The sequence below is a fragment of the Gemella sp. GL1 genome (assembly GCF_013415365.1).
GTDB lineage: Bacteria > Bacillota > Bacilli > Staphylococcales > Gemellaceae > Gemelliphila.
Genome location: NZ_JACBYB010000007.1, coordinates 1 through 25944, shown reverse-complemented (window position 1 = coordinate 25944; position 25944 = coordinate 1). Strand labels below are relative to the sequence as shown.

Below are 25944 nucleotides of genomic sequence, written 5' to 3'. Positions count from 1 at the left end.
GAAATTTTATTCCATCTCTTTATTTTATTAGTTTTCTACTTGGAATTTTAAGCTGATTTCATGTGTGAAATCTTCTGGAATTGATTGTTGTTTAATAATTATAACATCAGATTTCGAGTGTCTTACGATTCCTTCTGAAACAGATCCCATAATCATTCGTTTAAGACCTGTTAAACCTGATGACCCACAAACTACTAAATCAATATCATTTTCATCAACGATATCTTCACTTAAAACAATTTTAGGAATCCCATGTTCAACAATTGCGTGAACCTTAGTTAGACCACTTTCTTTGGCATAATTGACATATGAATCAACTAATTCTTTAGTTTTGTTAAAGAATGAATTGAAAATATAAGGATCTGATAAACCTGATGTAGCGATAGTAGAGTCAATAACAGAGGCTACATATAATTCAGCCTTATCATTACGTTTAGCGATAGCAACAGCGTTATGGAATGCCCATTCAGCTTGTCTTGATCCATCAACAGCCACTAAAATTTTTGTATATTTATTTTCCATAAGAGTATCCTCCAATATTTTCTTTAAAACATTATATCATATAAATTAATTAGTTTCAAACCGTTTTCAATGATTAGTTATCTAAGTTAAATTGTTTATTGATTTTGGCTGTGAAATCTGCCGGCATAGATTTTTCTTTTATAATTATTACATCTACTTTAGAGTAACGAGCAATTCCTTCTGAAACAGATCCTAGAACAAAGCGTTTGAATCCAGATAATCCCGAAGAAGCACATACTACAAGATCAATGCCGAAATCATTTACTATTTTTTCGCTTAAAACTAGTTTAGGAGAACCATACTCTACTATAGGAACAACAGTTGTAAGGCCATCTGCTTTTGCGTATGCAGCATAAGTATCTACAAAATTCTCTATTCTATCTTTATAGTCTTTGAAAATTGATGAGCTAGGTGATGCAGATAGTGATAAAGTTTGATCGATAACAGATGCAATGTATAACTCAGCATTATTATTTCTTTTTGCGATAGCAAGAGCGTTATGAAATGCCCATTCAGCTTGTTTTGAACCATCTATAGCAACTAAGATTCTTGTGTATTTATTTTCCATGAGATTTACCTCCATTCTTTTTTCACTTATATTATAACATATATCGCATATCCAGTAAAGCGTTATCATTGTTTATTTTTTAATATCTTTATTAGAAAAAGAAGTAGAAAAAAATAAATGAGTATAGTAGCTACAATGATAGATACAAGAAGGAAAAATAGTTTCTCGGGAAACATTTTTATAAGATTTGATTCAGAAGGATTAAGAAGCCATAGATCATTGTCAAATATTAAGAGATGAAAATTTATCCAAAAAGAATAAAAATCAATAGCTATATAAATGCTTAATGAAAGTAGTAATATAGTGAAAAGTATAAATATTTTATTAAAGGATTTTAGGATAAAAAAAAGACTGTTTTTTCTTTTTGTTATTACTATTAATATGCTTGAAATAATAAAAACAAATAGTAAAATATATACTAAGTTCAAAGAGATTTGGTATAGATTTCTAACATCAGACATATGAAGAATATCTTTGTTTGTATACCAAGTAGTATCAAGTGGAGAAGCTGTCTTTAAATAGCTTAATAAATTCTCTATGTGCTTTAATAGCTGAGTGTTTGAAATGTTTAAATGCCAAGATAAATTAGTTTTTTCATAAAAATATTTGTAAAAAGTATACATAAAAGATATCTTTAATGTTATAAAAATTATACTCATAATAAAAAAAGATATTAGTTGAATAAAGACGAGTGTATTTGATAAAAATTTTTTCATAAGACCTCCTATATATTAAATTATAATTATTTTCTTTTAAAAGAGCAATTGTTAATGCTATAATAAAGATATTGTAAATTTATAAAATTGAAAATAAGCACTGAAGTTTATAATTATATACAAATAATCAAAATATTAATATTTATTAGTATTATGGAAGTAAAAACCATGTAGAATAATATGATTAATATATCTGGAAGGATTGAAGTAGTGTTTATTATAGAGGGAAGGAGTATTATTGTGATAATAAGAAATGCTAAAAAAAATGATATAGATGTTTTACAAGGATTGTATAAATTTATACAATCTCTGGACATTGATCTAATAAAGAAAATCGGAAATGAGAAGTTTTTTAAAATACTTCAAGAATGTTACACTTCAGAAAAGGATAGATTTTCATATAAAAATTGTAGAGTTTTGGAAATGGATAGTGTTATAAAAGGATTTTATTTTTCTTACGAGTATGATTTTATGATAGAATCTAAAGAGTACTGGGAGAAGTTTATAGTTTCTAGATACGATCTAAATATTGATGATGTAATTTTTGAATATAATGAGGCTTTAAGAGGAGAGTATTATCTAGATACATTATACGTTTTTAAAGAAGGTAGATCACAAGGTTTAGGTAGCAAATTATTAGAAGATTTTTTCAAAAAAGAGTATAATCTATTAAGCTTAAATGTCGATAAGAATAATGTTGGAGCTAAAAAACTGTATGAATCTTTTGGAATGAAAAAAGAGGCTGAAATTATGATAGCCAATCATTTCTATGATCATATGGTACTAAAAAAGTAAATTTTTAAAATTACTTGTGACTTTTTGTGCTAAATGTTATAATTAATAATCGATTAGATAAATGAAAATATATATTGTAGAAAGGAATTATATAATATATGGCATTGAAATTATTGACAGAAAAAGAGTATGAAGCAGCTTTAGAGAATTTTTCTAAGTATTACTTTATGCAAACAGCAGAAATGGCTAAGTTATTAATAAAAAGAGGAAATGGGATTTATTATCTAGGTCTTGAGATTAATGGTGAAATTAAGGCGCTAGCACTGGCTTTTTATAAAAAAGTATTTGGCGGAATTAGAATTGAAGTAAATTCAGGTCCTTTATATACAGACTATGAATATTCCAAAATTTTTTATAAAGAGCTAATTAATTTTGCTAAAAAAAATTCTTGTATAGAATTAGTAGTAAAGCCAGATGATAATTATAGTGTTCATGATAGTAGTGGAAATTTATTATCAGAGGAAAATATAAAATTATTAGAAGATTTAAAAATAATAGGTTATGAACATGATGGACTTAAAACTGGATATGGTGATGGAGAGATATTTTGGCACTATATGAAGGATTTAGAAGGTTTGACACAAGATACTTTAACATCAAGTTTTATCAATAAAGCTAAATCATTGTCTAAAAAGGTAGCTACTTTTGGAATAAAATTAAGAACACTATCTAAAAATGAGCTACATTTATTTAAAGAAATTACAGAATCAACTTCTACAAGACGAGAATATGATGATAAACCTCTAGAATATTACGAAATGTTTTATGACGCCTTTGGAGAAAAATGCGAGTATGTTTTAGCAAGTATAAATTTTCAAGAATATTTAGATAATTTGAATATAGAAAAAATTAAGCTGGAGGATAAAATAGCAGATATTGATGCTAAGTTAGCTCAAGTTCCAAACTCAACAAAACAGAATAATCTGAAGAAACAGTATAATGAACAATTATCTTTTATGAATGAACGAGTTAAAGAAGCTCAAAAATTTATTGAAAAATATGGTAAGGATGATGTTTCTTTATCAGGAGCCTTATTCGTCTATGGGAAAGATACTACTTACTATTTATTTAGTGGTTCTAGAACAGAATTTAATAAATTTTATGCACCGGTAGTTGTTCAAGAATATTCTATGAGAAAGGCTATTGACTTAGGTCATACGTGTTATAATTTTCTAGGTGTTCTAGGAATATTTGATGGAAGTGATGGAGTATTAAGATATAAACAAAATTATAATGGATATATTGTTAGAAAAGCAGGAGTGTTTAGATATTATCCAAATAGATTTAAATATAATGCAATTAATTTCATTAAGAAAGTACTGAGACGATAAGATGTATAAATTATTAGAAATAGAGATATATGGTCCTTTTGGATCTCTATATGAGCTACAAATAGATTTTTTCAATAAAATAGCTAAATATAAAAGGCAAGAGGCTATGTTTGTGGACCCTGAAATATTTAATATAAATCTTGATGATAGCAAGTTGAATAATTTTATGGGAAAATTAGATCAATACAAGTTACTTGATTGGAAAGAAGAGTATAGCCACCCAAGCATGAAAAAAGGATATAAGTGGGAAATGAGGATAGTTTATGGAGAGATTAGCAAACAATCATCGGGGTTAGTAGAAGTTCCAGAAAATTGGGATAACTTGTGTAAACAAGTAACTATTTTATTAGGAACAAAATTTGGATAAGAAAGAGCAGGAGTATTACTCCTGCTCTTTCTTATTTAGCAAATTCATTATAAATAGTAGCGATTGTTTTTTCATAGTCAGAATTGTGAACACCAATTATAATATTAATTTCATCATTAGTTTGTGAAATAACCATAATATTGATATTATTCTTTCCTAAAGCTGTAAATAGTCGTCCTGACATTCCTTTATGATTTTTCATTTGATGACCCACGGTAGCAATTAGTGACAATTCATTAACAATAGATACTTCATCAGCATTAGTTGTATCCTTGATTTTTGATAATAATTCATGAATAAATGGTTTAATAGAAGCTGTTTCTACTACTATAGAAAAAGAATCAATTCCTGTAGGTATATGTTCAATACTTACATTGTAACTTTCAAATAAAGCCAGAGTTTTATTAATTAAACCAACTTCCGTAGACATATGATTTTTTTTGATAGAGATAATAGAAAAATCTTTTTTACCAGCAATACCAGTAATTATACTTTTAGATTTTCTTTCAGTATTTTTAATAATTGTTCCTAGACTTTCAGGTTTGTTAGTATTACGGATTTGGATAGGTATTCCCTTTTCTTTTATAGGGAAGATTGCTTCTTCATGAAGAATACTAGCCCCCATATAAGATAATTCTCTAAGTTCAGTATAAGTTATTACGTCTATTTCTTTTGGTGAATCTACAATTCTAGGGTCTGCCATTAAAACACCAGATACATCAGTCCAGTTTTCATAAATTTCAGCATTGGCTAAGTTAGCAATAATAGCTCCTGTAACATCACCACCACCACGGGTCATAACTTTAATTTCGCCATTTGGAAGGGAACCGTAGAAGCCTGGTATAAGTAAGTTATTATTTTCAGTAAGTAGCTTATCAAAGGCTTCTTGAGATTTTTGATAATCAACATTTCCATTGTAGTTAAAGAAAATTAAGTTTTTAGGATCTACAAATTTATATCCTAGATATTGTGCCATAAGAAGACCAGTTAAATATTCTCCACGGCTTATTAGATAATCTTCATCTATACCTTTAATAAGTTCTTGTTTCAGTGAAGATAATTCGCTTTCAATATCGAAATTGATCTTTAATGTATTTTTAATATTTAAAAATTTATTTTCAATGATAGAGTAGATATTATCAAAAGAAATTCCATATTTAATATGTGCATGACATAAATAAAGTAGGTCAGTTATTTTGTTATCTTCTTTATGAGCTTTACCAGCGGCAGAGACAACTACAAGTTTTCTTGCTTGGTCGCTTTGTACGATTGATTTTACTTTTTTAAATTGTTCAGCAGAAGCAACAGAGCTTCCACCAAATTTTGAAACTTTTACCATAGTGGTCTCCTAGTTAATTATTTTAATGTTGAATTTTATTATTAAATTGTATATTTTGAACTATATTTAGATAAAATATTTATAGAAATTTAGCAACTAGATATTCAGTAGTTATACTTTCTAATATTTCATCAAGTTTAGAGAAAGTAATTTTATCTGTATAGTTGTAATAAAAATCGTCAAATTCTTCAATTTTTGTTATAAATGGAGAATTAATAGGCGACGATGTTCTAATTAAAAATTTATTTTTTATTGAATCAATAGAAAAAGTATAATTTTGATTTAAAACTAATTTTTCTCTAGATGTATTACTTTCTAAATCTAGTATATCTTGAATAATTGCATTAGCAGTAGCTAATTTTCCAGCACCTTGACCATAAAATTTAAGTTCACCAATAGTTTCTGCAGTCATACTAACTATATTAAAATTAGTAGGAACAGAATTTTCAAGACTATCCTTATTTATTATGTTAAGCATAGCTGAGGCAGATATATTTAAATTGTCTATGCTTCCCTGTCCTATGAATTTAGTAGAAAGATTTTTAGATTTTAGATAATCTAAATCTACTTTATTTAAGTGGCGCATAGAATATTGAGGAATCCTGTCTTTTATTAAGTAATTAAAGGCCACTGCAGCTGTAACAATAATTTTATTAACAACATCATCACCATCGATATCAGCACTAGGATCCTTTTCAGCATAACCTAACTCCTGTGCTTTAGTAAGTGTAGTGTGAAAATCTGCATTATGGTTATACATATAGTCTATAATGTAGTTGCTAGTCCCATTCATTATTCCATAGAAATTTTGAATAGGATCTATTCTTTTTGTTCTTTCTAATGAGACAATCCAAGGAATTCCACCAGCAACACTTGCTTCGTAAATAAACTGAACTTTGTTTTCACGTGCTAATGTTATAAATTCATCTAAATATTTAGCAACTACAGCTTTATTTGCGGTAACTACATGTTTTCCTGCTTTAAGAGAAGCGGAAATATATTCATAAGCGGGGGTAATTCCTCCCAAAGATTCAACAACAATATCAATTTCAGGATTATTTATTATATCATTGATATCAGTTGTTGATAATTCAGAAGTAATTCTTCTTTCGAAAGATTTTATCACCTGTATATTCTTAAGTTTATTAGAAATTTCTAACACACCAGAACCAACAGTTCCTAAACCTAAAATAGCTATTTTCATAAATTTACCTCGTTTATTTAATTAAAGAACAGTGTCCACAGATAGCAAACACTTGTCTTTTTAACAAAAAAATTGTATCATAGATAATGAAATAAATCAAGGAGTGATAGCATGTTATACGAAAGTAGTAGAGATGAAAGTTTAAAAATAAATCCTAGTCAGGCTATAGTTCAAGGATTAAGCTCAGAAGGTGGACTATTTGTACTAAAAAACTTAGGAGAAAATAAGATTGAATTAGATAAGATAATAGGTAAATCTTACTATCAAATAGCACATCAAGTATTAAAACTATTTCTAGATTTTACAGAAGAAGAAATTGAAGCTTGTGTAGACAACGCTTATAAAGGAAAATTTTCTACAGAAGAAATAACTCCATTAGTGGAACTTAGTGATTCTTATATATTAGAATTATTTCATGGACCTACAAGTGCCTTTAAAGATTTAGGATTATCATTATTACCGCAACTAACAAAAACAGCTTTAGATCGATTAGAAGATAAAGATGATATTCTTATTTTAACAGCAACAAGTGGTGATACTGGTAAGGCTGCTTTAGAAGGATTTAAAGATGTGGATAAGGTGAAAATAATGGTATTTTATCCAAATTCTGGTGTGTCTAAAGTTCAAGAAAGACAAATGAAGATACAAGATGGTAAGAATGTTAAAGTATGTGCTATAGAAGGAAACTTCGATGATGCCCAATCAGCAATTAAAGAAATTTTTGTCGATGAAAAATTCAAAGAAGAATTATCAAGAAGAAATGTGAAATTATCGAGTGCTAATTCTATCAACATTGGAAGGCTTATTCCACAAGTGGTCTATTATTTCAAAGCCTATAGTGATCTAGTTGTATCTGGAAAAATCAAGCGAGGAGATAAGGTTAACTTTGTTGTACCAACAGGAAACTTTGGAAATATTTTAGCAGGTTATTACGCTAAGAAGATTGGGTTACCGGTTAACAACCTAGTATGTGCATCAAATGCAAACAATGTATTGTATGATTTCTTAACTGAAGGTGTATATGATAGAAATAGAGATTTCTTAAAAACAATTTCTCCAAGCATGGATATTTTAATTTCTTCTAACTTAGAAAGACTTTTATACTATTTGACAGATGGAGACAATACCTATGTCAATTCATTAATGACTGATCTAAAAGAAAAAGGTAAATATCAAATTTCTGCTGAATTATTAGCTAAATTACAAGGAGATTTTATAGCAGGATATGCTACTAATGAAGAAACAGCGAAAGTGATTAAAGAAGTTTATGAGAAAGAAGGCTATTTATTAGATACACATACTGCGGTAGGATACAAGGTATTATTAGAACAGGAACTTGATGGCCCAAGTATAGTTTTATCAACAGCAAGTCCTTATAAGTTTACAGGTTCTGTATACGAATCATTATTTGGACAAATAGAAGAAGCAGATGAGTTCAAATTACTTGTAGATTTACATGAAAAAACGAGAGTTAAGATACCAAGCAACTTAGAAAACTTAGATAAAAAAGAAGTCCTACATAATGATCTTATATCTAAAGAAGAAATTGCTCAGTATGTTGCTGAAAAATTAGGAGATTTATCATAATGGTAGAAATTAGGGTGCCAGCGACAAGTGCTAATGTAGGTTGTGGTTTTGACAGTCTAGGTTTAGCTTTGAATTTATATACATATTTTACTTTTGAAGAAATAGAGTCTGGTTTTGAGCTAGTTGGATTTGATGAAAAATTTAACGATGAGAATAACTTAGTATATAAAACATTTTTATACACATTAGATAAGCTAGGGAAGCGTGTTAGTGGTGTTAGGATTGAAATAGATTCTAATGTCCCTGTATCACGTGGATTAGGGTCATCTTCTACTTGTATAGTAGGGGGGATTTATGGAGCTTATGTTTTGTGTGGCCTTCCTTTAGATAGAGATGAAATATTTAATCTGGCATCAGAAATAGAAGGACACCCAGATAATGTATCACCTGCAATTTATGGGTCTTTGACAGCATCATGTGTATGTGATGATGGGACTTCTGCAACACTTACTTACGATATTGATCCGAGATTTAAGTTCCTAGCTTTAGTGCCAAATTTTGAAACAAGTACAGAAGAAGCTAGAGCAATTATGCCAGTTTCATACTCAAGAGAAGATGCTCTATACTCTTCTACAAGAATAGGCTTAATATTAAAAGCTTTTGAAAATTATGATTTAGATATCTTAAAAAGGGTAATGGGTGATAAAATTCATGAACCATATAGAAAAAAAATAATTTATGAATATGATGAAGTAAAAGAAATATGTGAGAAAGTAGATTCAATATCTTTCCTAATATCAGGATCAGGATCTACTCTATTGAATATTTATGAAAATTTAGATAGTGCAGAGATAATCAGAGAAAAACTTTCTAAATTAGAGAATGATTGGCAAGTACTAGAATTGCAAATTGATAAAGAAGGTACGGTAATATTATAAAAATAGACCTATTAACTTTGTGTGTTAATAGGTCTATTTTTATAATATAAGGATTGTTAAATTTATTTTTTTATAAAGATTCCAAAAGGTTTTCCTAGTGGTAAGAACTCATATTTAAAATGTGAGTTTAATACGTTGGCAGCAAAACCATAGAATGAAAGGATTGAAATTGCTAATTCACTGTAGGCTGCTAAATGATGCATAGATTCAGTAGCAATTCCTAGTGTTGATAAAGTAAGTCCAACAAATAGGAAATCAATCAATACAAAAATACTGAATAATACTTTTGTAGTTTCAACTGCTCCAATTGTCATAACTAAAGTGAAGATCAAGTAACCTAGGAAAGCAAATCCTAGTTGTTTAGTATCAGCTGTTTCTACCATCTTTTGACCGAACACACCATTTTGGATTAACCAAGTAAATCCAACACCAAACCAGAAAAATGCGTAAGCACCAAAGGCTGTAGTACCAAATACGTTCTCTTTTTTTGCATCATGAATACATGCAAATAATTGAGCGAATGCACCTAAAAAGATAGCCCAAGGAATAACTAATGAAGTACCTGTTGTAATTCCCATTTTTTGAGAAGAGGCAACTAGAGTAACGATAGCTAAGCCGAATAATCCTATTGCAGATGGATCTGCAGTAGAAACTTTGAATGATTGTTTATTCATAATAAAAACTCCTTTAAAATCATATAGTATATATAAAATATAAAAATACAGTAATTAGACTAGCAAAAAATAGGGGCTTTGTCAATTATTACAGGTAAAATTATATATGGAATACAGACTTGAATAATAAAATTAAATTTATAAATACATTGTACAATATATTTATTGACAATTATAGATTTATACGGTATTATATTAGAGATATTGTTTATATATCTACACGAAAAGGCCCCGGAAAGCTTAGTCGTAATGACATATAAAAACAAAATCTTAGGAGGAATTGACAATGCGTCAAACTTATATGGCGAAGCCATCAACTGTAGAAAAAAAATGGTATGTAATCGATGCTGAAGGACAAACTTTAGGACGTTTATCTTCAGAGGTTGCATCAATACTAAGAGGGAAAAACAAACCTACTTATACACCACATATTGATACTGGAGATAATGTGATTATTATCAATGCTGAGAAAGTTGTATTAACGGGTAATAAACTTAAAGATAAGATTTACCGTCGTCATACAATGCACCCAGGTGGATTAAAAGAAAGAACAGCTGGAATTATGGTAGAGAAATATCCAGAAGAACTTTTAGAGTTATCTATTAAGGGAATGTTACCTAAAAATACTTTAGGAAGAGCACAAGGTATGAAACTTCATGTTTATCGTGGAGCTGAGCACCCACATGCAGCGCAAAAACCAGAAAAATATGAATTACGTGGATAATATAGGAGGAGAATATTAAATGGCACAAGTAGAATATCGCGGAACAGGACGCCGTAAAAGTTCAGTAGCACGTGTTAGATTAGTACCCGGAACTGGGAACGTAACTATCAATGATAGAGAGATGCGTGAATACTTACCATTAGAATCATTAGTATTAGATTTAATGCAACCATTCGCAAAAACATCAACTACAGGAAATTACGATGTACTAGTTAATGTACATGGTGGAGGATATACAGGACAAGCTCAAGCAATTCGTCATGGAATAGCACGTGCTTTATTAGAAGTAAATCCTGAATATCGTAAAGATTTAAAACCTGCAGGATTACTAACTCGTGACCCTCGTATGAAAGAGCGTAAAAAATACGGTCTTAAAGGTGCACGTCGTGCTCCACAATTCTCTAAACGTTAATTGTTGGATAGCATGTTATTTAAACACAGTCATAATATGGCTGTGTTTTTTTGTACTAAAAATATAATTATCACTATGTATTTTAATTTTCTAAAATTTAGCTAAAGTCTAAAAAATTAATAGGGTTGCTAATATTTCTTTATTTTTTTAGTTACTAAATGTAATGATTTTCGTAGATTTATTATAGATACAAGTTTGAATTACTAAGGGTCTATTAAATAAAGTATTTATTGTCTTAATTGGTTAATTTTAGAAAGGCTTATATAGGAATAAAATATGAAAAGAATTGCTAATAGTATGGTAAAATGTGTATGATAGGAGATGATTATTTGAAAATTTTGATTATTGGTGCTAGTGGTAGAACGGGAAACTTAATACTAGTAAAAGCCTTAAAGAAAGGATATAAAGTTAGGACCTACGTTAGGAATATAAAAAAACTAACTTTCTATAATAATTTAGAAGTAGTTCAAGGAGAATTAGATGATGTGGACAAGCTTAGTCAAGCAATGCTAGGTGTTGATGCAGTATTAGTGGCATTAGGAAATAAAGTTAGTCAAATGTCCAATCCCTTATTTACTTTTGCTATTCCTAATATTATTAAGGGAATGGAGATAGCAGGAATTTCGAGAATTATTAATCTTTCGGCTTTAGGTGTGGGCTCTACTTATCTAAATGCAGCTTTTCCTTGTAATATATTTGCTAAAACTATTTTGAAAGCGAATTTTGAAGATCACTATATAGGGGAAAAGATTTTAGAAAATACAGATCTAGAATGGACAAGTATACATCCTGCTCTGCTTTATACAGGAAAAGTTGGAACAGAAAGTCCCAAAATATTTAATTCTAAATCTAAAACAAAGGTCTGGGGTTTGTCGGTTACTAGCAGGCATGACATTGCAACATTAATGATAGATATAATAAAAGATGAGTCAAGTTATAAGAAAAAATTGATAATAGTAAGTAAGAGATATGTTTAAGGGGAATATATATGAAAGTAGATAGAATTAAAGTAGAATCGAATTTTACGGTTTTTCCAAAGGGTATGAACAGGCATAATACACTTTTTGGAGGACAAATCTTATATTGGTTAGATGAAGTTACTAGTATGACTATAAGAAAGTATACTCCATTAAATTTTGTAACAGCAAGTGTTGATTCATACCAATTTATAGATGCTGTATATATGGATGAAATTTTAAAGATAACATCTTATATTTCGCATGTAGGTAATAGATCTGTTGAAATTTTTGCGGAGCTAGTTGCCTATAGTAGTAAAACTTCTTCAGAAAGAGTAGTAGGTTTAGCTTTTTTGACTTTTGCTCTTATGCCGGATGTAAAAGTTTTTGATAAATTAGAGGGAATTGTTTATGGAAATGAACTTGAAAAATTTGTTGCTCAATCTTATAATGATAGAAGACATAATATAATCTCTATTAGAGATTTTACCAAAGAGTATATGAAAAAATATAAAGAAAAGCAGGAGAATGAGTAAGTATGAAATATGTTACTATGTTAGATAGATTTTTAAATTATGTAAAGTTTGAAACTAGATCAGATGCCAATAACAAAGCTATACCTTCAACACCGCAGCAAAAAGAATTTTTAAAAATGCTAAAAACTGAATTAGAAGAAATTGGTTTATCAGATATTGTTTTACCAGAAGAAAATTGTTTTTTAACAGCAATCTTACCATCTAATACTGATAAAGAGTATGATAAGATTGGTTTTATTTCACATGTAGATACAGCTGATTTCAATGCTGAAAATATTAATCCAAATGTAATTAAAAATTATAATGGTAAGGATATCTTATTAAATAAAGAACATAATATTTCTATGACTGTGCAGGATTTTCCTAATTTGGAAAACTATATTGGAAAAACATTAATTACAACTGATGGAACAACATTATTAGGTGCTGATGATAAGGCTGGAGTGGTAGAGATTGTTGAGGCGATGAAATACTTAATTGAACATCCAGAAATTGAACATGGAGATATTAAAATTGCCTTTGGACCTGATGAAGAAATTGGGCGTGGTGCTGATAATTTTGATGCCAAGTATTTTGATACGGATTATGCTTATACCATGGATGGTGGGGTATTAGGTGAACTTCAATATGAAAGTTTTAATGCTGCACAAATTATTTACAAAATTACAGGTGTTAGTGTTCATCCAGGAACAGCTAAAAATAAAATGAAAAATGCTACTACAATAGCAGCAGAACTAGCTATGATGTTTCCAGAAAAAGAGGTGCCAGAACATACAGAAGGCTATGAAGGTTTTTATATGTTGCATTCTATGTCTGCTAAAATAGAAAAGGCTGAGTTAATCTATATTGTTCGTGATTTTGATAAAGAAAAATTCTTGGAAAGAAAAGAGTTCTGTAAGCAAGTTGCTAAAAAGATAAATGAAAAATATGGAGATGTAGTAGTGTTTGAAATGCATGATGAATATTATAATATGGGAGATGTAATTAAAAAGGATAAAAGGTGTGTGGAGAAAGCGGAACTGGCCATGCGTAATTTAGCTATTGAGCCATTGATTATACCTATAAGAGGAGGAACGGATGGTTCTAAAATTTCTTATATGGGAATTCCAACTCCAAATATTTTTGTTGGAGGGGAAAACTTTCATGGACAATATGAGTTTTCATGTCTAGAAGATATGGAAAAAGCTACAGATGTAATAATAGAAATAGCACAGTTAGCTAAGAAATAGAATAGCTGTTATAATTAAGTAGTAAAAAACTATAATTTTGCTGATAACTATCTTATGGGATAATTGTAAATTTTTATTTAATTATTAATATTATTTAAGAACTATTTGATTAAACTGGATATAAAAATTTTAAATAAAGAAACATGAACTGATTTCAGTTCATGTTTCTTTATTTGTAATCGAAAAGTTCAGGATGTTCTCCTGTTCTAAGTCCCTCATCTAATGAATTGATAATTCTTAAATCAAATTCATCAAGTTTTAAATCAGTAGCTTGTAAATTTTCTAATATATGTTTAGGTGTGGCTGATTTAGGTATTGGATGATAGTTTCTAGAAATGTGCCAATTTAGAATTATTTGATTAGGAGTAACCTTGTATTTTTTAGCTAAGTCTACTATTATTTTGTCATTGTTGTAGTGGCCTCTAGCGATTGGTGACCAAGATTGTAATAAGATATCCTCTCTTGATAAGTAAGTTCTTAATTCATTTTGAGCTAGTTTTGGATGAGCTTCTATTTGGTTAAGGAATGGCTTTATATTTGCTTTATTTTTTAATAATTCTAAGTGTCTAATTTCAAAGTTAGATACACCGATTTCTTTAACAGAAGCATCTTCTTTAAGTTTTTCTAATGCTCGATAGGCATCCAGTAGTTTTTCTGGGTGAGGCCAATGAATTAATAATATATCTATTTTGCCATTTAGCTTTTTATAAGATTCTTCAAAAGATCTCATTACATCATCATAAGATAAATCTGTGGTCCAAACTTTTGTTGTTAGTGTGAATTTGTTTGGGTTAAAATCTTTTATGGCTTGGCCAACAAATTCTTCGTTTTTATAAATTGTAGCTGTATCTATGTGGGTATATCCATTTTCAAGTGCGAATTGAATGGCTTCTCTAGTAGTATCAGCATCTTTAAGTCCATATGTCCCAAATCCAATTTTTCCTAAATTCATAATTTCTACTCCTTATATCAATTTTTATTATAGTTTATTGTAAATGATGAATCTGATTTTGTTTATCTTCATAATGTTTTTTAGGGTATAATTTTTCTTGGATATTTTAATGTTCTATATTTTTCATCTGCGATAGTTTTATATTTTTCTTGACTGGTTCTTTCGTATAAAAGACAGGCCCAGGTATACCATAGTAAATCATTAAATTGTAAAAAGATACTCAGTTTTCTAAAATTACATTTTTCATCAAAAAAGTAACTCTTTAAAAATGTAATTGTTTCTTGATAATTTAAATTATTTTCGGCGATAAAACTAGCTATATCGAAATAAGGGTCATTAATTCCAGAATATTCGTAATCAAGAAGGTAAATTTTATTACTAGTGAATAAGAAATTTCCCTCTTTCAAATCATTGTGACATAGTCTATCTGGTGAATATAATTCGATAAATGTATCAATTAATTCTTTATATTCTTCGATATCAAAATTTGAATTTTGAAGTTGATAGGAATATTTTTCAAGAATTTCAATAGGGTTAAATACTGCTTTAGTTTGAAATTTCTTACTATGGAAATTTCTTAAAATTTTTGAAATTTTAATTATGGAAGATAAGTTCCTATTTGAAACAAAAGTCTTTGAGTTTTCTTGGTATTCTGTTATTAATAGATTTGCATCGTAATAAATAGGTTTTAAAAAAAAATCTTCTTCAGACAATAAATTAATTGCTTCTTTTTCATTGTTTTTATTTTTTATTAAAAATGTATCTTTAGGTATTCTGCCAAAATATGTTTTAGCTTTAGTTTCTATTATAAAATTTTCGTTAGTAATACCGTAATTAGTTTTTTTTAGGTTAGTCACTTTAGTATTTAATTCTTTTTCTAATTTTTTTATAAGTTTCATATAGTCAAGCTCCTAATGTTCTTAAATATATTATATAGTATATTAATTGAAAAGTAAATGTAAAGGTTAACAGAAAGCTTGTAATCTATCTCGATATAGATTTAATAGAAGTGAGATATAAATTGAAAATTAGGTAGATTTATGTTATAATCGGTAAGTAAAAATACAAATTTTTTTATAATAAATTTCTTTTTTGGAGTATGCATGAAAAAGTTATATATTGATAGTGAGTTTATTACACTTACACAATTTTTAAAAATGGAATCATTTATTTCTTCAGGAGGAGAGGCTAAGTATTTTTTAGCTGAAGAAGAAGTTTATTTAAATGGTGAATTAGAAAATAGACGCGGTAAGAAAATATATCACGGGGATTTTGTTCTTATTCGGGGAGAAGAGTATCAGATAATTAATGAAAATTAAAAATTTAAATTTATTATATTTTAGGAATTATACTTCCTTAAATCTAGATTTACATCCATCATTAAACATATTGGTTGGTAACAATGCTAACGGTAAAACTAACATAATTGAATCTATATTTTATTTAGCATTAGCCAGATCTTTTAGAACTAGAAGAGATAGTGAAACTATCCAATTTGGTCAGGAAGCAGCTTGTATATCATGTGAACTTGTAAAAAATAATAATCATGTTGACATAATGCTAGCAATGAATGATAAAGGAAAAAATGCTAAAATTGCAGGTTCTAAGAAGTCAAAATTAACTGATTTTGTTGGGGAATTAAATGTTGTTTTGTTCTCTCCAGATGACTTGCAGTTAGTAAAAGGATCACCTTCTTTTAGAAGAGAATTTATTGACAGAGAATTTTATCAATTTTCAAGAATTTATCATAAATATTCTTTAATGTATAAGCATATATTAAAACAGAGAAATACTTTTTTAAAGGATATGAGAAAAAATAGAAATGATGAAATGTCGAGAATTTATTTAGAAGAAGTAACTTTTCAATTGGCTAAACTAGCTCTATTTATAACAAGACAAAGATTTAAATTTGTTAAGCAAATAGCTAGCTATGCACAAAAATCAATGAATAATATATCTGATGGTAAAGAGAAATTAGATATATTTTATAAGTCCTCTATTTTAGAAAATATGAAAGAGGATAAATTATTGTTGGAAGATATTGATGAAAAATATGTTGCGGATCTAATCATGAAAAAAATGAATGAAGATATTAATAACGGCTCAACTAGAATAGGTATTCATCAAGATGATTTAATATTTTATATCAATTCACTAGATGCTAAGATATACGCATCTCAAGGTCAGCAACGTTCAATAGTTTTATCTCTAAGATTAGCGGAATTAGATTTTTTAAAAAAGGAAACAGGATTTTATCCTATATTACTTTTAGACGATGTACTTAGTGAACTTGATAAAACAAGGCAATTTAAATTGTTAGATGCTATAGATAGTAATATACAAACCTTTATTACCGCTCCATCAATAAGTGATATAAAAGAAAGTTTAGTTAAAAATGCTAAAGTTTTTTATATCAATCAAGGTATTGTTGAAATTAGTAAATAAGAAAGGAACAATTAATGGTAGAAGAGAGAAGAAATCAAGAATATAATGCCGACCAGATACAAGTACTGGAAGGTTTAGAAGCAGTACGTATAAGACCGGGAATGTATATCGGTTCTACATCTTCTAAAGGATTACATCACTTAGTTTGGGAAATTGTAGATAATTCTATCGATGAGGCCTTAGCTGGATATTGTGACACAATAACTGTAGCTATCGAAAAAGATAACTGGATAAGAGTAGAGGATAATGGACGTGGTATCCCAGTTGATATTCAAGAACAAACTGGAAAGCCAGCTCTTGAAGTAATTTTAACGGTTCTTCACGCCGGAGGTAAGTTTGGTGGTGGTGGATATAAAGTATCCGGAGGTCTTCATGGAGTGGGGGCATCTGTAGTTAATGCTTTATCTACAAACTTGGAGGCAACCGTACACCGCTCTGGAAAAGTTCACACTATGAAATTTGAACGTGGTGATGTAGTTCAAGGAATTACTGTAGTAGGAGATACTGATACAACAGGAACTATTATTAGATTCAAAGCAGATGGTCAAATATTTCAAGAAACAACAGTTTATGAATACGATATTTTGAAAGCTCGTATTAGGGAATTAGCTTTCTTAAATAAAGGGATTACTATTAAGTTATTAGATGAAAGAGCAGAAGACTTACGCGAAGAAATTTTCTACTATGAAGGTGGAATTATGGAATATGTTGAAATGCTCAATGAAAATAAGGAGTCCTTACATGATCCTATCTATGTTCATAGAGAAATGGATGGGAAAGAGGTAGAGATCTCTATGCAGTATAATTCTACCTACTCAAGTAATGTATTATCTTATGCTAATAATATAAATACCCATGAAGGTGGAAGCCATGAATCTGGATTTAAAACAGCTTTAACCAGAATTATAAACTCTTATGGTAAGAAATCTAATCTTATTAAAGAAAAAGAGACTTTAACTGGAGATGATGTTCGTGAAGGATTGGTAGCTATTATTTCTATAAAACACCCAAATCCCCAATTTGAAGGACAAACTAAGACAAAACTAGGTAATTCTGAAATGTCGACTATTACTAACAAACTATTCTCAGAAGAGCTCGATAGATTTTTATTAGAAAATCCTAAGATTGCCAAGATTATTGTTGAAAAAGGACTGCAGGCATCAAGAGCTAGAATTGCTGCTAAGAAAGCACGTGAATCTACGCGACGTAAGAATGCTTTAGAATTTACAAATTTACCAGGAAAACTCGCTGATTGCTCAAGTAAAGATGCTAGTGAATGTGAATTATTTTTAGTAGAGGGGGATTCTGCAGGAGGTTCAGCAAAACTTGGACGTGATAGTAAGTTTCAAGCTATTTTACCTCTGCGAGGGAAAATACTTAATGTTGAGAAAGTAAGGATAGATAAGGTTTTATCATCTGACGAAATTCGTTCATTAATCACTGCAGCAGGAATTGGTATCGGAGAAGGTATGAATCTTGACAAGCTTCGCTATCATAAAATTGTAATTATGACTGATGCTGATGTCGACGGTAGTCACATTAGAACCTTGTTACTGACATTTTTCTTCAGATATATGAAGGAACTGATAGAGGCAGGACATATTTATATTGCAAGACCTCCACTCTATGGATTAAAAGTTGGAAAAAAGGTTTATTATTCTTTTAATGATACTGAATTACAGGTTAATATTGAAGAATATGCCAAAGATAAAAAATACAATGTTCAGAGATATAAGGGTCTTGGAGAGATGAATGCAGAGGAGTTATGGGAAACTACAATGGATCCTGAAAGACGCCGTATGTATAAAGTAAGTATTGATGATGCTATGTTAGCTGATGCAGCTTTTGACACATTAATGGGGGAAAGAGTTGAACCAAGGCGTAAATTTATAGAGGATAATGCTCTAAATGTAATAAACTTAGATATCTAATATCATAGAAAGGATAAAAAATGGAAGAGAAAAATATTACATTAAGAAATATAACTACTGAAATAGAAAATTCTTTCTTAGATTATTCTATGAGTGTTATAGTGTCTCGTGCTTTACCAGATGTCAGAGATGGACTTAAGCCAGTACATAGACGTGTCTTATATGCTTTTAATGAATTAGGATTAACTTATGATAAACCATATAGAAAGTCAGCTGCAGTAGTTGGTGAAGTTATGGCTAAATATCATCCACATGGAGATTCAGCTACCTATGGTACCATAGTAAGACTTGCTCAAGATTTTAACAGTAGATATCCTATGGTTGCAGGCCAAGGGAATTTTGGTTCTATTGACGGAGATTCTGCAGCAGCTATGCGTTATACTGAGGCAAAACTTAGCAAGATAGCGGCTGAAATGGTAAGAGATATCAACAAAGATACTGTTGATTATCAAGATAACTATGATGGTTCCACAAAAGAACCAAAAGTATTACCTGCAAGAATACCTAATCTTTTAGTTAATGGTGGATCAGGAATTGCAGTAGGTATGGCTACTAATATTCCTCCCCATCATTTAGGTGAGGTTATTGATGGAGTTATTGCCTTAGCTGATAATTCTGAGATAACTATAGCAGAACTTATGACAAAAATTAAAGGGCCGGATTTTCCAACGGGAGCTCTAATTTTAGGTAAGTCGGGTATTGTCAAAGCATATAACACTGGACGTGGTTCTGTTATTATGCGTGGTAAAACTGAAATTGAACAAATGAAAAATGGTAAAGAAAGAATTATTATTTCTCAAATACCATATCAAGTCAATAAGTCTAAACTTGTTGAAAAAATAGCAGATTTAGCACGTGAAAAGAAAATAGAAGGAATTACAGACTTACGTGATGAGTCAAATCTTAAAGAAGGTATTAGAATTGTAATTGAATTAAGAAGAGATGCCAATTCTAATGTAATTTTAAATAACCTATTTAAATTAACTCCACTTCAATCATCATTTGGAGTAAATATGGTAGCTTTAGTAAATGGTAAGCCGAAAACTCTTAATTTAAAAGAAGTTTTATATTACTATTTAGAACACCAAAAAGAAGTAATTGTAAGGCGTACAAAATATGACTTGAAGAAAGCACAAGATAGGGCTCACATCTTAGAAGGTCTTCGTATAGCTCTTGATAACATAGATAAAATAATAGAACTTATTAGGGCATCACAAACAACAGAGGAAGCTAAAAATGGATTAATGGATGGATTTAGTTTATCAGAAGTTCAAGCTCAAGCAATTTTAGATATGCGATTACAAAGGCTTACAGGTTTAGAACGTGATAAGATTGAAGATGAATATAACAAACTTGTGGAGTTGATTAGGGATCTTAAAGATATCTTGAATAAGGATAATCGTATTGTTAAGATCATTAAAGATGAACTACTAGAAATTAAAGAAAAATATAAGGATAATCGACGAAGTGTAATTGTTGAAGGTCAAATTGATGAGATTGAAAATGAAGATTTGATTGAAAAAGAACAAATAGTAATTACCTTGTCATACAATCAATATATAAAACGTCTAGCGGCTAATACATACAAATCTCAAAATAGGGGTGGTCGTGGAGTTAATGGAATGAGTACTAATGATGAAGATAATGTTGAATATATATTAACATGTTCTACTCATGATCATATTCTATTTTTCACAGATAAAGGTAAAGTATATACTCTGAAAGGTTATGAAATTAATCAAATGTCTAGACAAGCTAAAGGTATACCAATTATCAACTTATTAGAGATAGATAAAGGAGAAAAAGTAAACTCTATTATTGCTATTTCTGATCTACATGAAGAAAATACAAATTTAGTATTTGCAACTAAGAATGGTATCATAAAAAAATCAAGTTTAACAGATTATGCAAGTATTATGAAAAAAGGTAAAATTGCATTAAAACTTGATGATGGTGATATGCTAATAGAAGTTCAAAAAGTAACTACTAACAATGATATTATGATTGTTACCGCGGCAGGACAAGCAATAAGAATTAACGAAGATAAGGTGCGTCAAATGGGACGTGTGAGTCGAGGTGTTAAGGGTATTACTCTTGGTACTGATGACTATGTAGTGGGTATGCAGATTATCAATAAAGATAAAAAAATATTAACAGTTACAGAAAACGGTATTGGTAAAATTTCTAAAGAAGATGAGTTTAGAGTAACAAATCGTGGTGGTAAAGGAATAAGAGTTGCTAAGATCACTAATAAGACAGGTAGAATTGTATCGGTTAAGTCAATCACAGGAGCAGAAGACTTGATGATAATGACAGATCAAGGAGTGATTATTAGAATTGATATTTCCATCCTTAATACTTTAGGAAGAACAGCTACGGGGGTTAAATTAATTAACCTAGCTACAGATCAAAAAGTTGCTACTGTAACTTTAGCTGACAAAGAAGAAATTATTGAAAAAGATAATTAGAAAGTAGCCACATTAGAATTTCTAATGTGGCTAAATTTTAGAAAGGAATTACAGGATGAGTTTACAAAAATTAGAATTTGAGTCTAATAAGGAATTAATCAGTAGAGAGATTTCAATTTTAACTAAATTATTAGATGAGGCTACTAAAAAAATATGTACCCCAAAGACATATAATAAAGTAATTAAATTAAGAACTTTAGCAGATTCAGGAGATTTTGGAAAACTATCTAGCGAGGTTGCTTTATTGGATGAAGAAGAGGTAGAAGTAGTAGCAAGGTATTTTTCGATATTACCTTTATTAATAAATATTGCTGAAGATGTTGATTTGGCTTACCAGATAAATTATAAAAATAATGTAGATGAAGACTATTTAGGGAAATTATCTAAAACTATAGAAGATGCTTCTAAATTAGAAAATGCCAAAGAGATTTTAGAAAAGGTAAATATAGTACCGGTTTTAACTGCACATCCAACTCAAGTTCAAAGAGAGTCTATGTTAAATCTTAATAGAAAAATCCATAACTTATTAAGAAAGTATAGAGATGTTAAATTTGGTTTAATTAATCATGAAAAATGGGAAAATGAATTAAAGAGATATATAGAAATAATAATGCAAACAGATATTATTAGAGAGAAGAAATTAAAGGTAACTAATGAAATATCTAACGTTATGGATTACTATAACCATTCATTACTTCAAGCTATTTCTAGTTTATCAGTTAAATATAAGAATTTAGCATTAAAAAAAGGGATTAATTTAGAAAAATCAACTCCTATAAATATGGGAATGTGGATTGGTGGAGATAGAGATGGGAATCCATTTGTTACTGCAGAGACAATGGAAATATCTGCAAGTTTACAATTCCGAGTTATAATGACTTACTACAAAGAAAAAATAATGAGTTTATATAGAAGTTTTTCTATGTCAAGTTCTTTTGTTAAAACAAGTACAGCTTTAGAAATTTTAGCAAGTAATTCACGAGATAATTCAGAGTTTAGAGAAAAAGAATCTTATCGTAAAGTACTTCATGAAATAAATAGGAAAATTGAAAATACAGAAAAATACCTGTTAAGTGATGAAAAAATAGAAGATGATTATTATCCGATAGCTTCTGATTTTAAGGATGATTTATTGGTAGTTAAGAAATCACTAGAGGAAAATGGGGGAGAAACTCTAATAGAAGGAGATTTAGAGGAATTAATCCAAGCAATTGATGTTTTTGGTTTCTACTTAGCGTCAATAGATATGAGACAAGATTCAAGTGTTCACGAGGAATGTGTAGCAGAATTATTAAAATTGGCCAATATAGTGGAAGATTATACTTCATTATCAGAAGATGAAAAAGTACAAGTTTTATTAAAGCAACTAAATGATGACCCTAGAATGTTATCTAGCACTAATAAAGAGAAATCAGATTTATTGAAGAAAGAATTAGAGATATTTAGAAAATCACGATATTTAAAAGATAAACTTGGGGAAGAGATCATCAAACAAAGTATTGTTTCTCACACAACAAGTGTATCAGATTTACTAGAATTAGCAATAATGCTCAAGGAAGTTGGGCTTGTAGATAATGATTTTTCAAGAATTCAAATTGTTCCTCTATTTGAAACTATTGAAGACTTAGATAATGCATTAGAAACAATGACTACATATCTATCTTTAGATATTGTAAAATTGTGGATAAATGAGAACAAAAATTATCAAGAAGTAATGCTAGGATATTCTGATAGTAATAAGGATGGAGGATATTTATCATCAAGTTGGACATTATACAAGGCTCAAACTCAATTAACAGAATTAGGACAAAAATTTGGAGTTGATATTACATTTTTCCATGGACGTGGTGGAACTGTTGGCCGAGGTGGTGGACCTTCATATGAAGCAATCTTATCACAGCCATTAGGCTCTATTAAATCTAAGATTCGAGTGACAGAGCAAGGAGAAGTAATAGGAAGCAAGTATGGAAATAAAGACGCAGCTTACTATAATTTAGAGACTTTAATTTCTGCTACTATCGATAGAATGAAGACATCTTCTAATGTAACCTTAAGAACTGAATATGAAAATGTAATGAATGAGATAGTGGCAGAAAGTTATTCTAGCTATCGTTCTCTTGTTTTTGAAAATAAAAATTTCTATGATTATTTCTTTGAAGCAAGTCCAATAAAAGAAATATCAAGTTTAAATATAGGGTCTAGACCAGCAGCTAGAAAAACAATTACGGAAATAGGGGGATTACGTGCAATTCCTTGGGTTTTTTCATGGTCTCAAAATAGAGTAATGCTACCAGGTTGGTACGGTGTAGGTACAGCTTTTAAAAATTATTTAGCTAAAGATCCAAATAATTTAGCAATACTTCAAGATATGTATAAAACATGGCCATTCTTTAAATCTTTGTTGTCTAATGTAGATATGGTACTATCAAAATCAGATATGACAATTGCAAAAGAGTATGCTAAGTTATCTGATAAAGCGGAAATTGGTGAAATTTATGATATTATTTATAAAGAATGGAATACTACTAAAGAAGTTATTCTTTTAATACAAGACCATACAGAATTATTAGAAGATAATGATTATTTAAAATATAGTTTAAAAAATAGAATGCCCTATTTTAATGCCTTAAATTATCTACAAATTGAACTTATTAAAAGGGATAGGTCTAAAATTACTAAGGATAGTCAACAAAAATCAATTCATACAACGATAAATGGTATAGCAACTGGATTGAGAAATTCAGGATAAATAAAAAGAGGATTAATTAATCCTCTTTTTATTTATCCAAAATCTTTTAGTAAGTTTGTTTGCATTACTCACAATAATATTATCTAAAACACCACCACAAGATAATATAGTTTTTTCTGATGCTATATTAGTACTGTCGCAAGTTATTAATATTTTATCAAGGTTTAATTTATTGAAAGTATAGTTAATAACATGATTAAGTAGCAGCTTAGCGAATCCTCTTCTTCTATAATCACTCCTTATGCTATAGCCTATATGACCACCAAAATTTAAAAGATAGTCATTTAATTCATGTCTTATATTAATTATTCCTATTAAAGTATTATTATCAATTAATAAAAAAGTAGTGGCGGGGACAAAGTTTTTATTTAAAATAGTTTTTTTCGATTTTTCTAGTAGCTTTTCATTTATCCAAGTAGAAACATCTTTACATGTTTCTAATCCTGCGGCGCCTGGGATAGTTTCATTATTATTACTAAAAAAAGATTTGTATTCACTAAGTAAATAAATATCGTTTTTTTGAATTTCTCTAATTATCATAAAATATCTCCTAATTTTTAAATAATTATAATATATAAGTAGGAATAAAATCAATATATATTAAACAACTAATATAATTATATTTTGAAAAAATAATAAAAAAACTATTGACAGTAAGAGAGTAGTAGTATATAATAGAAAAAGTCTTGAGAGAGACGGATAATAAAATATCATCTAAACAGAGCTTTTAAACAAGTGTTGAAGATTTTTTAAAATTTTTCAAGAAAAATTCAAAAAACAATTGACAGATAAAAATAAAGATGATATACTATCAAAGTTGCCGAAAGTAGCAAAGAGATTTGAACATTGAAAACTAAAAGAATTAAGTCAACGTTAATTCCAAAAGGACAGTCTTAAAAGAAAGACTATAAAGAACTTTAAGAGCTAATCAAGCTAACAAAAATAATTTTGGAGAGTTTGATCCTGGCTCAGGACGAACGCTGGCGGCGTGCCTAATACATGCAAGTCGAGCGAAGTTTAAGAGATGCTTGCATCACTTGAACTTAGCGGCGAACGGGTGAGTAACACGTAAAGAACCTGCCTCATAGACTGGGACAACTACTGGAAACGGTAGCTAATACCGGATAATATATTTCTTTGCATGAAGGAATATTGAAAGTCGGTCAAGCTGACACTATGAGATGGCTTTGCGGTGCATTAGCTAGTTGGTAGGGTAAAGGCCTACCAAGGCGACGATGCATAGCCGACCTGAGAGGGTGATCGGCCACACTGGGACTGAGACACGGCCCAGACTCCTACGGGAGGCAGCAGTAGGGAATCTTCCGCAATGGACGAAAGTCTGACGGAGCAACGCCGCGTGAGTGAAGAAGGATTTCGGTTTGTAAAACTCTGTTGTTAGGGAAGAATGATTGTATAGTAACTATATACAGTAAAGACGGTACCTAACCAGAAAGCCACGGCTAACTACGTGCCAGCAGCCGCGGTAATACGTAGGTGGCAAGCGTTGTCCGGAATTATTGGGCGTAAAGCGCGCGCAGGTGGTTTAATAAGTCTGATGTGA

The 25944-nt window shown here is 29.7% G+C and carries 24 protein-coding genes and 1 rRNA gene; 16 read left to right on the top strand and 9 right to left on the bottom strand.

The genetic code is table 11. The features are described from left to right. Nucleotides 1–27: 27 nt before the first annotated feature. The 3 genes from HZY82_RS00180 to HZY82_RS06665 all read right to left on the bottom strand — a co-directional run bounded on the left by HZY82_RS00180 (nt 28) and on the right by HZY82_RS06665 (nt 1806). A complete protein-coding gene (locus tag HZY82_RS00180) occupies nt 28–522 on the bottom strand; it encodes a universal stress protein (protein WP_135156674.1) in 495 nt (164 codons plus the stop codon). Nucleotides 523–595: 73 nt separating this feature from the next. Next, nucleotides 596–1090, bottom strand: coding sequence for a universal stress protein (locus HZY82_RS00175; RefSeq protein WP_135156676.1), 495 nt, complete (start codon nt 1088–1090; stop codon nt 596–598). Nucleotides 1091–1155: 65 nt separating this feature from the next. Continuing rightward, nucleotides 1156–1806 carry a lipoprotein intramolecular transacylase Lit gene (locus tag HZY82_RS06665; RefSeq protein WP_135156678.1) on the bottom strand — a complete coding sequence of 217 codons (651 nt, stop codon included), beginning with the start codon at nt 1804–1806 and terminating at the stop codon, nt 1156–1158. A gap of 240 nt (nt 1807–2046) precedes the next feature. Between HZY82_RS06665 and HZY82_RS00165 the strand changes: the two genes are divergently transcribed. From HZY82_RS00165 to HZY82_RS00155, 3 genes are all read left to right on the top strand, one after another. Next, entirely contained in the window at nt 2047–2601 is a 555-nt protein-coding gene (locus HZY82_RS00165) for a GNAT family N-acetyltransferase (RefSeq protein WP_245174675.1), read from the top strand. A gap of 98 nt (nt 2602–2699) precedes the next feature. Next, nucleotides 2700–3932 carry a peptidoglycan bridge formation glycyltransferase FemA/FemB family protein gene (locus HZY82_RS00160; RefSeq protein ID WP_179938325.1) on the top strand — a complete coding sequence of 411 codons (1233 nt, stop codon included), beginning with the start codon at nt 2700–2702 and terminating at the stop codon, nt 3930–3932. 1 nt (nt 3933) lies between these two features. Continuing rightward, entirely contained in the window at nt 3934–4299 is a 366-nt protein-coding gene (locus HZY82_RS00155) for a hypothetical protein (protein WP_135156682.1), read from the top strand. Between the two features lie 31 nt (nt 4300–4330). Here HZY82_RS00155 and HZY82_RS00150 read toward each other — a convergent pair whose 3' ends face one another. Beyond that, nucleotides 4331–5638 carry an aspartate kinase gene (locus HZY82_RS00150; RefSeq protein WP_135156684.1) on the bottom strand — a complete coding sequence of 436 codons (1308 nt, stop codon included), beginning with the start codon at nt 5636–5638 and terminating at the stop codon, nt 4331–4333. 79 nt (nt 5639–5717) lie between these two features. Next, nucleotides 5718–6842, bottom strand: coding sequence for a homoserine dehydrogenase (locus HZY82_RS00145; RefSeq protein ID WP_135156686.1), 1125 nt, complete (start codon nt 6840–6842; stop codon nt 5718–5720). A 111-nt stretch (nt 6843–6953) separates the two neighbouring features. Here HZY82_RS00145 and thrC point away from each other — a divergent pair, with 111 nt between their 5' ends. Next, nucleotides 6954–8429 carry a threonine synthase gene (thrC, locus tag HZY82_RS00140; RefSeq protein ID WP_179938323.1) on the top strand — a complete coding sequence of 492 codons (1476 nt, stop codon included), beginning with the start codon at nt 6954–6956 and terminating at the stop codon, nt 8427–8429. After that, a complete protein-coding gene (thrB, locus tag HZY82_RS00135) occupies nt 8429–9307 on the top strand; it encodes a homoserine kinase (protein WP_179938321.1) in 879 nt (292 codons plus the stop codon). Before thrC ends, thrB begins: the two co-directional genes overlap by 1 nt. Nucleotides 9308–9369: 62 nt before the next feature. On the opposite strand, the gene HZY82_RS00130 is transcribed toward thrB, so the two are convergent. Beyond that, complete coding sequence (locus HZY82_RS00130; protein ID WP_135156692.1) at nt 9370–9981, bottom strand: acetate uptake transporter; 612 nt, start codon at nt 9979–9981, stop codon at nt 9370–9372. 286 nt (nt 9982–10267) lie between these two features. On the opposite strand from HZY82_RS00130, the gene rplM reads away from it, so the two are divergent. The 5 genes from rplM (at nt 10268) to pepT (ending at nt 13838) form a co-directional block, all read left to right on the top strand. Continuing rightward, a complete protein-coding gene (gene rplM, locus HZY82_RS00125; RefSeq protein ID WP_135156694.1) occupies nt 10268–10705 on the top strand; it encodes a 50S ribosomal protein L13 in 438 nt (145 codons plus the stop codon). A 19-nt stretch (nt 10706–10724) separates the two neighbouring features. Then, nucleotides 10725–11117 (top strand): 30S ribosomal protein S9, encoded by a 393-nt coding sequence (gene rpsI, locus HZY82_RS00120; RefSeq protein ID WP_135156696.1) that lies wholly within the window; start codon nt 10725–10727, stop codon nt 11115–11117. A 329-nt stretch (nt 11118–11446) separates the two neighbouring features. Next, nucleotides 11447–12094, top strand: a complete 648-nt coding sequence (locus HZY82_RS00115; protein ID WP_167753230.1) for an NAD(P)-dependent oxidoreductase — start codon at nt 11447–11449, stop codon at nt 12092–12094. Between the two features lie 11 nt (nt 12095–12105). Further along, nucleotides 12106–12609 carry an acyl-CoA thioesterase gene (locus tag HZY82_RS00110; protein ID WP_135156701.1) on the top strand — a complete coding sequence of 168 codons (504 nt, stop codon included), beginning with the start codon at nt 12106–12108 and terminating at the stop codon, nt 12607–12609. Nucleotides 12610–12611: 2 nt separating this feature from the next. After that, on the top strand, nt 12612–13838 hold the full coding sequence (gene pepT, locus HZY82_RS00105; RefSeq protein ID WP_135156703.1) for a peptidase T: 1227 nt from the start codon (nt 12612–12614) through the stop codon (nt 13836–13838). 169 nt (nt 13839–14007) lie between these two features. Here pepT and HZY82_RS00100 read toward each other — a convergent pair whose 3' ends face one another. Then, on the bottom strand, nt 14008–14790 hold the full coding sequence (locus tag HZY82_RS00100; protein WP_135156705.1) for an aldo/keto reductase: 783 nt from the start codon (nt 14788–14790) through the stop codon (nt 14008–14010). 80 nt (nt 14791–14870) lie between these two features. Continuing rightward, nucleotides 14871–15689 carry a choline kinase family protein gene (locus HZY82_RS00095; protein WP_135156707.1) on the bottom strand — a complete coding sequence of 273 codons (819 nt, stop codon included), beginning with the start codon at nt 15687–15689 and terminating at the stop codon, nt 14871–14873. A gap of 204 nt (nt 15690–15893) precedes the next feature. Here HZY82_RS00095 and yaaA point away from each other — a divergent pair, with 204 nt between their 5' ends. The 5 genes from yaaA to ppc are packed head-to-tail and all read left to right on the top strand — an operon-like array spanning nt 15894 to nt 24383. Beyond that, the gene (gene yaaA / locus HZY82_RS00090; RefSeq protein WP_135156709.1) at nt 15894–16109 is read left to right on the top strand and encodes a S4 domain-containing protein YaaA; all 216 of its coding nucleotides are present in this window, start codon (nt 15894–15896) and stop codon (nt 16107–16109) included. Further along, on the top strand, nt 16099–17235 hold the full coding sequence (gene recF / locus HZY82_RS00085; protein ID WP_135156711.1) for a DNA replication/repair protein RecF: 1137 nt from the start codon (nt 16099–16101) through the stop codon (nt 17233–17235). The genes yaaA and recF overlap by 11 nt, the downstream gene beginning before the upstream one ends. 14 nt (nt 17236–17249) lie before the next feature. Further along, complete coding sequence (gene gyrB / locus HZY82_RS00080) at nt 17250–19166, top strand: DNA topoisomerase (ATP-hydrolyzing) subunit B (RefSeq protein ID WP_135156713.1); 1917 nt, start codon at nt 17250–17252, stop codon at nt 19164–19166. A gap of 20 nt (nt 19167–19186) precedes the next feature. Beyond that, nucleotides 19187–21634, top strand: a complete 2448-nt coding sequence (gene gyrA / locus HZY82_RS00075; RefSeq protein WP_179938319.1) for a DNA gyrase subunit A — start codon at nt 19187–19189, stop codon at nt 21632–21634. Between the two features lie 55 nt (nt 21635–21689). Next, complete coding sequence (ppc, locus tag HZY82_RS00070; RefSeq protein ID WP_135156717.1) at nt 21690–24383, top strand: phosphoenolpyruvate carboxylase; 2694 nt, start codon at nt 21690–21692, stop codon at nt 24381–24383. Nucleotides 24384–24395: 12 nt separating this feature from the next. Here the strand turns inward: ppc and HZY82_RS00065 are convergent, their stop codons facing one another. Then, the gene (locus HZY82_RS00065) at nt 24396–24923 is read right to left on the bottom strand and encodes a GNAT family N-acetyltransferase (protein ID WP_135156719.1); all 528 of its coding nucleotides are present in this window, start codon (nt 24921–24923) and stop codon (nt 24396–24398) included. 405 nt (nt 24924–25328) lie between these two features. Between HZY82_RS00065 and HZY82_RS00060 the strand changes: the two genes are divergently transcribed. Then, nucleotides 25329–25944 (top strand): 16S ribosomal RNA (locus HZY82_RS00060); the annotation flags it as partial.

Excerpts from the sequence above, each read along its gene's own strand:
- HZY82_RS00130 (WP_135156692.1), bottom strand. The coding sequence starts at position 9,981 with ATGAATAAACAATCATTCAAAGTTTCTACTGCAGATCCATCTGCAATA.
- yaaA (WP_135156709.1), top strand. The coding sequence starts at position 15,894 with ATGAAAAAGTTATATATTGATAGTGAGTTTATTACACTTACACAATTT.
- HZY82_RS00160 (WP_179938325.1), top strand. The coding sequence starts at position 2,700 with ATGGCATTGAAATTATTGACAGAAAAAGAGTATGAAGCAGCTTTAGAG.
- HZY82_RS00095 (WP_135156707.1), bottom strand. The coding sequence starts at position 15,689 with ATGAAACTTATAAAAAAATTAGAAAAAGAATTAAATACTAAAGTGACT.
- ppc (WP_135156717.1), top strand. The coding sequence starts at position 21,690 with ATGAGTTTACAAAAATTAGAATTTGAGTCTAATAAGGAATTAATCAGT.
- rplM (WP_135156694.1), top strand. The coding sequence starts at position 10,268 with ATGCGTCAAACTTATATGGCGAAGCCATCAACTGTAGAAAAAAAATGG.
- HZY82_RS06665 (WP_135156678.1), bottom strand. The coding sequence starts at position 1,806 with ATGAAAAAATTTTTATCAAATACACTCGTCTTTATTCAACTAATATCT.
- gyrB (WP_135156713.1), top strand. The coding sequence starts at position 17,250 with ATGGTAGAAGAGAGAAGAAATCAAGAATATAATGCCGACCAGATACAA.
- HZY82_RS00150 (WP_135156684.1), bottom strand. The coding sequence starts at position 5,638 with ATGGTAAAAGTTTCAAAATTTGGTGGAAGCTCTGTTGCTTCTGCTGAA.
- HZY82_RS00145 (WP_135156686.1), bottom strand. The coding sequence starts at position 6,842 with ATGAAAATAGCTATTTTAGGTTTAGGAACTGTTGGTTCTGGTGTGTTA.
- pepT (WP_135156703.1), top strand. The coding sequence starts at position 12,612 with ATGAAATATGTTACTATGTTAGATAGATTTTTAAATTATGTAAAGTTT.
- thrB (WP_179938321.1), top strand. The coding sequence starts at position 8,429 with ATGGTAGAAATTAGGGTGCCAGCGACAAGTGCTAATGTAGGTTGTGGT.
- HZY82_RS00065 (WP_135156719.1), bottom strand. The coding sequence starts at position 24,923 with ATGATAATTAGAGAAATTCAAAAAAACGATATTTATTTACTTAGTGAA.
- HZY82_RS00180 (WP_135156674.1), bottom strand. The coding sequence starts at position 522 with ATGGAAAATAAATATACAAAAATTTTAGTGGCTGTTGATGGATCAAGA.
- thrC (WP_179938323.1), top strand. The coding sequence starts at position 6,954 with ATGTTATACGAAAGTAGTAGAGATGAAAGTTTAAAAATAAATCCTAGT.
- rpsI (WP_135156696.1), top strand. The coding sequence starts at position 10,725 with ATGGCACAAGTAGAATATCGCGGAACAGGACGCCGTAAAAGTTCAGTA.
- gyrA (WP_179938319.1), top strand. The coding sequence starts at position 19,187 with ATGGAAGAGAAAAATATTACATTAAGAAATATAACTACTGAAATAGAA.
- HZY82_RS00110 (WP_135156701.1), top strand. The coding sequence starts at position 12,106 with ATGAAAGTAGATAGAATTAAAGTAGAATCGAATTTTACGGTTTTTCCA.
- HZY82_RS00175 (WP_135156676.1), bottom strand. The coding sequence starts at position 1,090 with ATGGAAAATAAATACACAAGAATCTTAGTTGCTATAGATGGTTCAAAA.
- HZY82_RS00155 (WP_135156682.1), top strand. The coding sequence starts at position 3,934 with ATGTATAAATTATTAGAAATAGAGATATATGGTCCTTTTGGATCTCTA.
- recF (WP_135156711.1), top strand. The coding sequence starts at position 16,099 with ATGAAAATTAAAAATTTAAATTTATTATATTTTAGGAATTATACTTCC.
- HZY82_RS00100 (WP_135156705.1), bottom strand. The coding sequence starts at position 14,790 with ATGAATTTAGGAAAAATTGGATTTGGGACATATGGACTTAAAGATGCT.